The organism is Dyadobacter sp. UC 10, from assembly GCF_008369915.1.
In the GTDB taxonomy this organism is placed as follows: Bacteria; Bacteroidota; Bacteroidia; order Cytophagales; family Spirosomataceae; genus Dyadobacter.
The window spans coordinates 1,443,484-1,455,642 of record NZ_VSRN01000001.1 but is presented as its reverse complement, the minus strand read 5'-3'; the positions used below and the strand labels follow the sequence as shown (position 1 = coordinate 1,455,642).

Here is a 12,159-nt window from a genome sequence, read left to right as displayed (position 1 = left end):
ATAGGATAATACAAAGATATAATGGCTAAAAAACCGGATCAAGGTACAAATCGGCTAATGGATGGTACTTTTCCGTACTTGGTCACGGTATTCGTTTGGCGTCAGTCCGGTTTTCTTTTTAAAGATGCGGCTGAAATAGGAGGGGTCGTCAAGGTGAATGTGATAGGCTATCTCTTTGCTGCTCAGACCAGTGAAGACGAGGAGACGTTTTGCTTCGAGCAGAAGCTTGTCAAGGATATATTCCTGGGAGGGTGTACCGAGGTATTTTTTGGTGAGTTTACTTAAATAATCGGGAGACACAGAAAGAGCATTTGCATATTGTTTCACTTCATGCATCTGGCGAAAGTTTTTTTCAACCATTTCCTGAAATCTGCCGATCAGCTCCGGGATACTTTGCGCCCCTGATTCTTCAGGTTGTACATGATGCTGACTCAATAGTGCACATTTTTGCAAAAACACGCCCAGATACCGGCCAATAAGTGCCTGATCCGCTTCTCCATTCAAATGGTCAGAGACCATGTTTTCCAGGATGTTATGGAAATACCTTTTTTCTGTTTCTGATAGCGTAATAATCGGCTGCCGGCGTGTAGGCTGAAAGAACGGCAGCTGCGAAAGCGGCTGGTTTACAGGGTTGTAAAAAGTATAGAAATCTTCGGAGAAGGCGACTATAAACCCCTGGAAAGAGCTGGAAAAAGTCAACAGGTGGACCTGGCCGGGTGTCAGGAAATGCAAGCCGGCACCTTGTACCGTGTAAGAATGAAAATCGATTTCATGGAAACCCTGACCTTCCTCCACAAAAAGAATCTCATAATAAGTGTGTCGGTGCGGGGTATCGGTTGGCAGGGGAGTAATGGGCAACGGAATCGCCAGTTCCCTGTCGATCTCAACGCTGTTTTTAAAACGGAATATCTTTAATGCGGGTACCTGACTGGGTGTTTTCGGCAGTGAATGGATAGGTATTGCGTCTGACACTGGGATCATGGGCTGCGTTTTTTCATATTCGAAAGTTTTTTAAAAAGCCATAAAAACAGCAAAACTACCAACGCGATTGCGATAATAGGGAGGAAAATAGCCAGTCCCGAAATCGTAAAAGACGCAACATTCTCTGCGGTCGAGACGACTGGGTTTCCTAGCCCGGCAGTCGTTTTGGAAGATAATAACCGCAAAGCGCCGGTCCCGAGCTGGACAATGCCGGCAGTGCCGCCGCCAATGATCAGCCCGAGGCCCCAGTGGATTACCGGGCTGTCGATTTCGATGACGGACGTAGTGAGGAGAGTGCCCGCAATCACCGCCGCCGGGGTTGCGATTGTATCCAGCAGGTTGTCGACGAAAGGAATGTAATAGCCTCCTATTTCGAGGATCGTAGCGCTCAGAAGCGCAAAAAATGCCGGCCAGGTTGCAAGCCAGGCGAACTGTTCTCCTGGCGTAATCCAACCGTTCATGGCGGCAATATTAGCAAGGAGCATGGGCATAAAAACCCGGAACCCGCAACTGGCACTGAGGCCAATCCCTAGGCAGATACTGAGAAATAGCTCCATTCAGTTCGTGATCATTGTGATACAGGTTTGTAGAAAGATACACGTTCGAAGGGAGTTTTTTCAAATCGTTGGTGACATTTTTTTAATTTACTTTGTTGACCATGAACCCCAGTCAAAACCAATTCAAATCAATACCAGGTGAATCAGGAAACCAAAAGCGGCCAGATATTCGATCTACCTACATTAAGACGTTTATATGCATTCGTTCGACCTTATGAGAAGCAGTTTTATCTGCTGATCGGGATCATTTTGCTGAACGCACTTCTTGCGCCGCTCACCCCGCTGCTGATCAAGTACACTATCGATACGCCGATCGCAAATGGTGATTACAAACAGCTGACAATCATGCTGATTGTGATGGTTGTGGTGACGATTTTTCAGGGGCTTGCACAGTTCTGGAACACTTATATGTCCGGCTGGCTGGGGCAGTATATCATCCGGGATATCCGCGTGCAGCTTTATCAGAAGATTATCAGTCTGCGGTTGAAGTTTTTCGATAATACGCCGATCGGAAGGCTCGTGACCCGCACGATTTCCGATGTAGAAACCCTCTCAAATGTGTTCAGTGACGGCATGGCGGCGATTGCAGGGGATATTCTGCAATTAGTATTGATCATCGCGGTGATGTTTTATACGGACTGGAAATTGTCGCTCATCAGTTTGTCGATGATACCTTTGATGCTGTTCTGTACTTATATTTTTAAAGAAAAAATCAAAGACTCGTTTAATGAAGTCCGGGCAGCCGTCTCTAATCTGAACTCTTTTGTTCAGGAGCATCTGACGGGAATGGGCATTGTGCAGATTTTCAGCAGTGAAGACATTGAATATAAAAAATTCAGAGAAATCAATAAGGTACACCGCAATGCGAATATCCGATCGATACTGTATTATTCGATCTACTACCCGGTGGCTGATGTAATTGCGGCCGCGGGGACGGGATTGGTGGTCTGGTACGGATCAAAGCAGATATTGGAGAGTGAAGTCACATTTGGTACAGTCACGGCATTTGTGATGTTTATAAACTTATTCTTTCGCCCGATCCGCCAGCTGGCCGATCGGTTCAATACTTTACAAATGGGTATTGTCAGTACGGACAGGATTTTGAAAGTGCTTGATAGTGACGAGTATACTTCGAACGAAGGCACATTTGACCCGCCTTTGATCAAGGGAAATGTGGAGTTCCGGAATGTGTGGTTTGCTTATAACGAAGAGGAATATGTATTAAGGGATATCAATTTTAAAGTGAATGAAGGCGAAACAATTGCGTTTGTCGGTGCAACAGGGGCAGGCAAGTCGTCCATTATCAATCTATTGACCCGGTTTTACGATATTAATAAAGGCAGCATTTACGTCGACGGTGTAGAAGTGCACGAATATGAACTGAATGCACTCCGGAAACATATCGGCGTTGTTTTGCAGGATGTATTCCTTTTTTCAGATACCATCGAAAACAACATCCGCCTGGGTGATTCGACAATCACGCACGAGAAGATCGTGGAAGCTGCAAAATTGGTGGGAGTACACGATTTTATTGAAAGATTACCGGGAGGTTATACTTACAATGTTATGGAACGCGGCGCGACGCTTTCGGTTGGACAGCGACAGTTAATTTCATTTGTGAGGGCAATGGTTCATGAACCGAAAATCATTGTGTTAGACGAAGCAACCAGCTCGGTGGATAGCGAAACAGAAGAGCTGATCCAACACGCGATCGAAACGCTGATGAAAGGAAGAACTGCCATCGTTATCGCGCACAGGTTATCGACAATCCAGGAAGCCGACAAAATTATCGTTGTCGACAAGGGGCAGATCGTGGAAGAAGGGAACCATGATCAGCTGCTGGAAAAGGAAGGATTTTATGCGAATCTGTACCGGATGCAATATAAGGAAGTACACAAGATCGGTACTGTTTAGTAGTGGCTTTGTTGGTGTTAGTGCTTTCGTTGGTGACAACACCAACGATGGCTAAGTGCCCAAGTTGGCGTTACTGCTTTCGTCGGTGACAACACCGACGACGGCTAGATGCCTAAGTTGGTGTTGTCACCGACTTCATGCTTAACGAAAAGTCAAACGTTCAATTCCTCCTCCCGGTATCCAGCGGGATTGGCGGGGGGCCTATCAGGAATTCGTCTTCGTCACTTCTTCCGGCCGGCGTACTGTCACCTTCAATCCCCAGTGAATCACTCATGCTCGGCAGGTACAACGTCGGACAATTATAGTTTTTCTCGATTTTAAAGCTCGGCTTCGGAAAAGGACCGGTTTCATATGCCAGGGACTTATCCCTGTAAATTTTTTCCAGGAAGCTACCTACAATAGGCAATGCAGTTTTCGCACCTTCTCCCAGATTGGTTGTCCGGAAGTGAATGCTTCTGTCGTCGCCACCAACCCAGGCGCCCACTACCAGGTCGCGCGTGATGCACATAAACCAGCCGTCAGAATTATTGGAGGTAGTACCTGTTTTGCCGCCCAGTTCATTTCTGTTTTTAGTAACATCAAATTTCCAACGGATACTTCCCGAAGTTCCCCCCGGCTCTTCCACACCTGCTTTCAGCATTTGTGTCATCAGAAATGCGGTTTCAGGACGTATTGCCTGGCGGTGTTCTGCCTGGAATTCTTCTATTACTTTACCGTTACTGTCTTCAATTTTTGTCACCAGGATCGGCTTCGTGTAGGTACCATTGTTGACAAAAACACTGTATGCTGCTACCATATCGTAAAGCGATACATCAAATGGCCCCAGGCCGATAGAGGGAAGTCCTTTCAATGGTGTTGTGATACCCATTTTTTTGGCATAGCGCGCTACGTTATCTGCGCCAATCTGATCCGTCAGTTCAGCCGTGACGGAGTTGATCGACTGTGCGAGCGCCCTGCGCAGTGTCATGCTGGCGTAAGTATAAGTGCCTGTCGCGTTGCGTGGCCGCCATTCTTTTTGCTCGCCGTCTTCCATATATACTTTTTCAAATGGCTTGTCGACAATCTCGTCACAAGGCGTCATGTTGAATGTAGAATCGTCGATCGCGGCCGTATATACGAAGGATTTGAATGTGGAACCAGGTTGTCTTTTACCCTGCTTCACTGCGTCGTATTTGAAATAATTATAGTCCAAGCCACCCACCCAGGCCTTGATCTGGCCACTTTGCGGGTTCATTGCCATCATACCTGCCCGCAAAATCCGCTTATAGTAATCCAGCGAATCCATTGAGCTCCAGTATTTTTTCATCTCACCGCTATTCTTCCAGTCATAGACCGTCATCGTATCCTTTTTATTCAGATAATACGTGACGCTATCGGGATTGTTCGGGAATTTCGCAGCCAGCGATCTGTATTTGCTGGTGCGCCTTACTACGGTTGGCAGGAAGTCGGTAATTTCTTTTCCCTGCTCGTCCACCCAGGGATTTTGGTTGCGCCAATGGTCTTCAAAAATGCGTTGCAACTGTTTCATTTTCTGCGTCATTGCTTCTTCCGCTGCCTCCTGCATTCTTGAATCGATGGTCGTATATATTTTCAGACCGTCGGTATAAAGGTCATATCCATTTTCATCACCCCATTTTTTTACAAAATCAACAACCGCATTTTTGAAATAATTGGCGTTGCCATCGTAAGGAGTTTCAAATTTGGTTTTCAGCTCGATAGGTAATGCACTGAGTGAATCGGCCTCTTTCGCTGAGAGGTAACCGTATTTCTGCATTTGCCCGATCACCACATTCCGGCGTTCCAGCGAGCGCTTCATATTCCGGATCGGATTGTAGGTGGTTGTGGCTTTCTGCAAACCAACCAGAACCGCCGATTCCTGCACATTCAGGCTGTCAGGTGATTTGCTGAAATAGGACTGCGCCGCCGTATTGATCCCGTAAGTATTATTCCCGTAATCAACCGTATTGAAGTACATCGTCAGGATCTCTTCTTTCGTGAAGTTCCTTTCCAGTTTAATTGCGGTCAGCCATTCTTTTGTTTTGTAAATCAAAATACTGAAACCAGGAATGTAGCTAAGCAAGCCGCGGGCTCCGGATCTTCTGGTTTTGAAAAGCTTTTTTGCAAGCTGCTGCGTAATCGTGCTGCCGCCTCCCCGGTCGGTTGCGCCGGTTGCAATGCCTATCGCTACACTGGCCATCGCTTTGTAATCGATACCTGAATGCTTGTAAAAGCGCACATCTTCCGTCGCAATCAACGCTTTTACTAGGTTGGGCGAAATCATTTTGGAAGTTACAGGTGTGCGGTTTTCAGTATAAAATTTCCCGATCATCACACCATCAGAAGTATAGATCTCTGAAGACTGGGCCACTTTCGGATTTTGCAGATCTTCTACGCTGGGCATACTGCCCATGAGGTAAAGAAAATTTGTTTCAACACAAAAGATATAAAGTGCAAGTGTTACAAATCCATAAACGAACGTTTTCCAGACGAACATAACCGGGCGGTAAAAACGGGAGTTTGTATCCACATTTCTTTCCCACCAGTCGTTTAGTGATCTTTTTTTGTCACGGTAGGATTGGAATAATCCGTCAGCGCGTTTTTTGCCTGTAACCAGAGCGGTAAGCTTGTATGCAATACGGTTGATGAGGGTGGCAATGTATCTGAATATTGCCCTGATTTTATTAAAAAACGATCGGATAACTTCCATCAAACGTTATGGTTCGTAAGAATTCAAAGATAAGAAAAGCCGGACATTTCTGATTGAGTCCGGCTTTTGTGTAATTAATGCTAGTCAGCTTTGTCGAATTTCAGCGCAGCGCCGTTCATGCAATAGCGAAGGCCGGTAGGTTTGGGGCCGTCGTTGAAAACATGGCCTAAATGTCCTCCACATGTTCTGCAAACTACTTCAGTCCGGATCATTCCATGACCTTTATCTATAATCTCTTCCACATTTTCTTTTGCAATAGGCTGGAAGAAACTAGGCCAGCCGGAGCCCGATTCATACTTGGTTTCGGAGCTGAACAGTGGTGTGCCGCAAGCTGCGCAAACATAAATCCCTTCTTCTTTATTGTCGTTATAAGGATGTGAGAAGGGTCTTTCTGTCCCTTTTTCGAAAAGGACGAAACATTGCTGGCCTGTCAGTTCCTGCTGCCACTCTTCTTTTGTTTTTTGTACCTCTCTCATTTTATTTTTTGTTTTGAAGATATGTTTTGTACCAGAAAAATTGTACCATATCTGATTAATAACGCAGCAGAAATATTTATCGTTTAGTAAAAATGCGCCGCAGCCAGGAATCTTCCCGCGGCCAGCATTGATTAGGCGATTCGGGAGGTCTTCTGAACAAACCGGCTGATAAGCCAAAGTACAGGTTAAATGCTTTTGGATTACCAATGTTTAATAGGCCCGTCAGATGATCGGTACCAATCCACAGCGGCCCGGCCCGGCCTACAATTCCGATTGCAGGTGACCTGTACCTGTTCATCAGCGATACCGGCACGGATATTTCATACCATTTGTGCTCAATGCGTGGCGTTACGGCTATAAACGATTCCGCTTTCATTCCAAATGCGCCTTGTCCGATCAGGTTCTGGACCCAGAGACCGCTTACATAGATTTTTTCCTTCAAATGATAATCGACACTCGCCTGGAATGCCATCGGTAAAACTGAACGGAAGTTGGGTGCAATTGGAGGGCCTCCATCGAGCGACGAATTAATTGCATTAAAAATGCCCTCAGAGCCTTCCATTTTCTGGAATGAATCGTGACGGAATTCCTTGTCGGTCGTGTGGGTTTCCTGTTGCAGGAGATAAGAGGGATTTTTGAAATGCACGCGGCCGATATCAGTCAGTGAAACTGCAACGCGGTAGAGGTACTTATTTTTGGAAGCGTCCCTTTTTCGTTCGCCTTTTTCAGTATAGGTAAATTTGTTGATATCAGGCCTGTATTCGTAAACCGCACCTATATCGAATCCCCAGCCGCTTCCCGGAGGCGCGCCGCCTAAAAGCCAGGCAGGTGACGGCTTGATATTCTGAAAACCTTCGTCCCGGGTAATCGCATATTTGACATTGGCTTCCTGTATATTGATGTACTGACGCCGGTTTTCGTAGGTTTCATCTGGTTGTAAATCGTATGTCGAATTTTCTACGATCGCGTGCGCATTGTACAATCCAATGAGCCTCTTTACGGTCAATCCAACTTTGATAAACTCGGTTTCATTGTCTAGGACTATCCCCCCGAATGTCAGCGCTAACTCTCCCAGGGCATTAAAGTGCAGTTTCCCGGATTGATTTTCGAAAACAGGGCCTTGCAATTCTTCCAGCTGCGCAGTTTTACTGATCAGCCTTGCCATCGGTTCTGTCATCTGGGATGCATTAAGAACATAGCGTGCCCTCGCAGAAATTCCTACTCCTACTTTCCCTTTCAGCATATTGAACATAATCGACGGGAGCCGGGTATCGCCGCCTGCATTCAGATACTTGGGGTTACCGTTCAGTCTTTCTGTCAAATAGGAGCGGGGGAAGCGCAATATGCCTCTTTCGGTCCTGTATTGATCTGATACTGTGTTGGTGATCAGGCTGAGGAATGAAAAGGGGGCGTTGTATTTGACGTGGTTATTGGCAGTATAGAATTGAGTGCCGACTACATTCACATAAACAGAATACCTGCTGTCGGCCACGAACGCCGGATTATGATATAGTGCATGAGTACCCGCAAAGTTCCCCATAGCAACGCCCGGCATGTGCTGGGCTATACCCTCGAAGGTAAACACCAGTACGATGATGAACGTGAGTAACAGACTTTTGGGCATAGTCACTAAAAAACGTTGAATAAAGGAATTTTATATCAGTGTGCAAAGAAAAGGGGAAGTGCACGTACTTGCAACGAATGTGTGTGTATTGAGAAATTAATTGTCTTTCGCTGGCGGCACGATTTTAATAATTCTAGAAAAATGGGGTTGGGGGACTGTATGAGATAATACTAAGAATAAATAGGTGGTGTCTAATATTCTGGTACGGCATATGTGCTTAACGTCATATTTCTTTAGTAAATAGTTGGGTATAGTGTGTTTGTTGATGCCTAATCGTTTTGTTAATTAAAACATTGACCATATATTGTTTTGGTTAATAGGAGTATAGGCTTATTCAAATTTTGTATTGTATGAATTTTTCATTTTCAAATTATCAAAGCGAAAATTTCTTTGACGAAATGTTTTCACCACAGGGAGAAATACGTCCCGGCTATGAACATTTGAAAAGTAAATTCGAAAACCTGACGCATGAGGACCTCACCAACCGGCAACTCGCAACCGAGCGGGCGCTGTTATCGATGGGGATCACTTTCAATGTATATTCCGAAGGTGAAGGAACGGAAAGGATCATGCCGATAGATATTATTCCGCGTGTATTATCCAATGCGGAATGGGAATGGCTGGAAAAAGGGCTTAAACAGCGCATCAAAGCATTAAATATGTTTATTGATGATGTTTACAATGAACAGAATATCCTCAACGACGGCGTAGTGCCGCGTGACCTGATAGAGTCGAGTAAATGCTTTTTAAAACCTTGTCTCGGCCTGAAACCGCCAAAGGGAATCTGGTGCCACATCACAGGCACTGACCTGATCAAAGGTGATGACGGTACATTTATGGTTTTGGAAGATAACCTGCGCTGTCCTTCCGGTGTATCTTATATGTTGGAAAACAGAGAGTTATCTAAGCAGATTTTTCCCGACGTTCTGGCGAGAACAGGTGTGCGGCCTGTTTCGGATTATCCTACCAGACTCCTGCAAATGTTGCAGCACCTGGCCGACAGGCCCAACCCGACCGTCGCCGTTCTGACACCCGGAATTTATAACTCAGCTTATTTTGAGCACTCCTATCTTGCCCAGCAAATGGGTGTGGAGCTTGTTGATACGCGTGATCTGGTGGTTTCGGATGGTTATGTGAAGATGAGGACTACGAATGGGTTGCAGATTGTGGACGTAATTTACCGCCGGATCGACGATACATTCATGGATCCGGAAGCATTTAATCCTGATTCCCTGATCGGAATCCCCGGGATATTTGAGGTGTACAAAAAAGGCAGGGTAGCGTTGGCCAATGCCCCCGGCACCGGCGTGGCAGATGATAAGGTCGTGTATGCCTACGTGCCACGGATCATCAAATACTACCTGAATGAGGAGGCAATTATTCCAAATGTGCAGACATATATCTGTGGCGAGGAAGAAGATTTCAATTATGTGATCGAAAATATCGCACAGTTGGTTGTTAAAGAAGCAAACGAAGCCGGCGGCTACGGAATGCTGATTGGTCCAAAGGCAACAGAAGAAGAGCATGAGCTCTTCAGGCAGAAAATAAGGGATAATCCGCGCAACTATATCGCGCAGCCGACGATTTCGCTTTCGCGCGTGCCATGTATGATCGATGGCCACGCAGAGGGAAGACACGTTGATTTGAGGCCGTATATCCTCTACGGAGATGATATCAGTGTTATTCCGGGCGGGTTGACAAGGGTGGCATTGCGTAAAGGTTCTCTGGTTGTCAACTCGTCGCAAGGTGGCGGGGGAAAGGACACCTGGGTTTTGTATTAATTTATCATGAACAGTTGCTGGCAGGCTGTTTGTGATGAAGGTTTATAGATCGTTTTAATAAACCACCATTTTATGAACATGCCTGGATTTTTTTAGTCAGTAACTTAAATGTTAAAAACAATGCAACGCGAGGTAACCGGTTGGTTTAGTCCGGCGCTTAATGAGCATATGAATATCGCGGTTTATGGACATTACGGATTTGCACTTCTGCTGATTCCCACTGCCGCCTCGGATTATCTTGAATACGAACAAAATGGATTGATTGAAAGTATTAAGCCATTTATCGATGCAGGAAAAGTAAAAGTATACTGTATCAACAGCATTAATTCGGAAAGCTGGATGAATCCATATATGCATGGATATGACAAAGCGGTCAGGCACCAGTTGTTCAACGATTATGTGATCAAGGAAGTAATACCGTTTATCCGGGAAAATTCAAGTCCGGGTAATGAAATAATAGCCGGAGGTGCTTCTTTCGGAGCAATGCACGCCGCTAATTTGTTTTTCAAACATCCGGATTACATTCACGGCATTATTGCTATGAGTGGCTGCTACGATCTGAGTGTTTATACAGATGGTTACTACGATGATAATGTGTATTTCAATTCACCGGTGCATTATTTGCCTCAGCTGAAAGCCGAGTGGCATTTGTCGATGTACCGCGACAGCCGGCATATTCATTTTATAACAGGTTCAGGCGCATACGAAGTACCCGATTATTCCAGACATATTTCAGCGATTCTTGCTTCCAAAAATGTTCCGCACGAGCTGGATATCTGGGGCGGCGATATGCCGCATGAATGGTGGGTCTGGAAACTAATGCTTCCTTACTATCTGGAGACAAGATTTTAGGCAGAGAAAAAGGGGCAAATTCAACATTGCCCCTTTTCCTTATGCTCCTTCAAACTGCCGGAGAAAGCGAACATCATTCTCGGTAAATAATCGAAGGTCGTTGATTCCGTACCGCAGCATCGTAATTCGCTCGATCCCCATTCCAAATGCGAACCCGGTGTATTCTTCACTATCGATCCCGCAATTCTCGAGTACATTCGGATCAACCATCCCTGAACCCGCTATTTCCACCCAGCCGCTGTATTTGCACACATTGCAGCCTTTACCTTTACAGATAAAGCAGGTAACATCGATTTCTGCACTGGGTTCGGTGAAAGGAAAGTAGGATGGACGCAGCCTGATCTTCGAGTCCTTTCCGAACATCTCTTTTGCAAAGTGGTACAAAGTATCTTTCAGGTCCTTGAAACTCACATTTTTATCGACATACAGACCTTCAACCTGATGAAAAACGCAATGCGCGCGTGCTGATATTGCTTCGTTCCGGAATACCCTTCCCGGCATAATCGAGCGGATTGGCGGTTTCTGCCTTTCCATCAGGCGCACCTGCACGTTGGAGGTGTGCGTACGCAGCAAAACATCATCCTTTACTTCCCCTTCACTTTTGGAAATAAAAAAAGTGTCCTGCATTTCACGGGCAGGGTGATTGTCGGCAAAGTTCAATGCGCTGAAATTGTACCAATCTTTTTCGATCTCGGGGCCGTAGGATACATTAAATCCCATGCGCTCAAAAATCTCAATTATCCTTCGCCTCACAATTGTCAGCGGATGTAAGCTGCCTTGCAAATTAGGCGCAACCGGCAAAGTCAGGTCAATAAGCATTTCCGGATGTGAGTCCGCAACGTTCTCGAGAGCTGTCGAGAATTCCTGAAAACGGTTTTGCGCCAGGTTTTTCAGGGTATTCAATTCCTGGCCCACTGCGCGGCGGTCTTCTTGCGGGATATTCTTAAGACTGTCAAAAAGCTCTGTTACCGCCCCTTTTTTACTTATATATTTCAGTCTGAATGCTTCCAGCTGTTCCTTGCTGGTAACCGAGGCTGATTCAATTTCTGATACTAGTTGCTTTACCTTTTCGGTAATCATAACGCATTGATTATTGGTGGTACTAACATTCCAATCGTGTCCCTCTGAGCTCAATAGGCCGAAGAAATACGCTCAAAGATAATCAAAGTTAAGCCGCGCAATAAGCGATCGCCGAATCAACATATCTCTTTTAGTCTATTTTCTCTTCAAAGCAGCACTTTTGGCACTACGTAAATTTACGCATTTT

At 45.6% G+C, this 12,159-nt stretch carries 9 protein-coding genes; 3 read left to right on the top strand and 6 right to left on the bottom strand.

Annotated elements, in window-relative coordinates; all coding sequences use genetic code 11:
* Positions 1-54: 54 nt before the first annotated feature.
* Together FXO21_RS05690 and FXO21_RS05685 are read right to left on the bottom strand one after the other, a co-directional pair.
* Positions 55-981 (bottom strand): helix-turn-helix domain-containing protein, encoded by a 927-nt coding sequence (locus tag FXO21_RS05690; protein ID WP_149639191.1) that lies wholly within the window; start codon positions 979-981, stop codon positions 55-57.
* Entirely contained in the window at positions 978-1,538 is a 561-nt protein-coding gene (locus FXO21_RS05685; RefSeq protein WP_149639190.1) for a DUF4126 domain-containing protein, read from the bottom strand. The genes FXO21_RS05690 and FXO21_RS05685 overlap by 4 nt, the downstream gene beginning before the upstream one ends.
* 138 nt (positions 1,539-1,676) lie before the next feature.
* Between FXO21_RS05685 and FXO21_RS05680 the strand changes: the two genes are divergently transcribed.
* Positions 1,677-3,452: an ABC transporter ATP-binding protein gene (locus tag FXO21_RS05680; RefSeq protein ID WP_149639189.1), complete on the top strand. Its 1,776-nt coding sequence runs from the start codon at positions 1,677-1,679 to the stop codon at positions 3,450-3,452.
* 160 nt (positions 3,453-3,612) lie between these two features.
* Here FXO21_RS05680 and FXO21_RS05675 read toward each other — a convergent pair whose 3' ends face one another.
* The 3 genes from FXO21_RS05675 to FXO21_RS05665 all read right to left on the bottom strand — a co-directional run bounded on the left by FXO21_RS05675 (position 3,613) and on the right by FXO21_RS05665 (position 8,259).
* Positions 3,613-6,159, bottom strand: coding sequence for a penicillin-binding protein 1A (locus FXO21_RS05675; RefSeq protein WP_149639188.1), 2,547 nt, complete (start codon positions 6,157-6,159; stop codon positions 3,613-3,615).
* 80 nt (positions 6,160-6,239) lie between these two features.
* Complete coding sequence (msrB, locus tag FXO21_RS05670) at positions 6,240-6,635, bottom strand: peptide-methionine (R)-S-oxide reductase MsrB (protein ID WP_149639187.1); 396 nt, start codon at positions 6,633-6,635, stop codon at positions 6,240-6,242.
* 76 nt (positions 6,636-6,711) lie between these two features.
* Entirely contained in the window at positions 6,712-8,259 is a 1,548-nt protein-coding gene (locus tag FXO21_RS05665; protein ID WP_149639186.1) for a DUF5723 family protein, read from the bottom strand.
* A gap of 350 nt (positions 8,260-8,609) precedes the next feature.
* On the opposite strand from FXO21_RS05665, the gene FXO21_RS05660 reads away from it, so the two are divergent.
* Positions 8,610-10,040, top strand: coding sequence for a circularly permuted type 2 ATP-grasp protein (locus FXO21_RS05660; protein WP_149639185.1), 1,431 nt, complete (start codon positions 8,610-8,612; stop codon positions 10,038-10,040).
* Between the two features lie 120 nt (positions 10,041-10,160).
* Positions 10,161-10,892: an esterase family protein gene (locus tag FXO21_RS05655; RefSeq protein WP_149639184.1), complete on the top strand. Its 732-nt coding sequence runs from the start codon at positions 10,161-10,163 to the stop codon at positions 10,890-10,892.
* A gap of 39 nt (positions 10,893-10,931) precedes the next feature.
* Here the strand turns inward: FXO21_RS05655 and pheS are convergent, their stop codons facing one another.
* Complete coding sequence (pheS, locus tag FXO21_RS05650) at positions 10,932-11,972, bottom strand: phenylalanine--tRNA ligase subunit alpha (RefSeq protein WP_149639183.1); 1,041 nt, start codon at positions 11,970-11,972, stop codon at positions 10,932-10,934.
* Positions 11,973-12,159: the final 187 nt, after the last annotated feature.

Coding starts and splice junctions, on each gene's coding strand:
- msrB (WP_149639187.1), bottom strand. CDS start 6,635: ATGAGAGAGGTACAAAAAACAAAAGAAGAGTGGCAGCAGGAACTGACA.
- FXO21_RS05665 (WP_149639186.1), bottom strand. CDS start 8,259: ATGCCCAAAAGTCTGTTACTCACGTTCATCATCGTACTGGTGTTTACC.
- FXO21_RS05655 (WP_149639184.1), top strand. CDS start 10,161: ATGCAACGCGAGGTAACCGGTTGGTTTAGTCCGGCGCTTAATGAGCAT.
- FXO21_RS05660 (WP_149639185.1), top strand. CDS start 8,610: ATGAATTTTTCATTTTCAAATTATCAAAGCGAAAATTTCTTTGACGAA.
- FXO21_RS05690 (WP_149639191.1), bottom strand. CDS start 981: ATGATCCCAGTGTCAGACGCAATACCTATCCATTCACTGCCGAAAACA.
- pheS (WP_149639183.1), bottom strand. CDS start 11,972: ATGATTACCGAAAAGGTAAAGCAACTAGTATCAGAAATTGAATCAGCC.
- FXO21_RS05685 (WP_149639190.1), bottom strand. CDS start 1,538: ATGGAGCTATTTCTCAGTATCTGCCTAGGGATTGGCCTCAGTGCCAGT.
- FXO21_RS05675 (WP_149639188.1), bottom strand. CDS start 6,159: ATGGAAGTTATCCGATCGTTTTTTAATAAAATCAGGGCAATATTCAGA.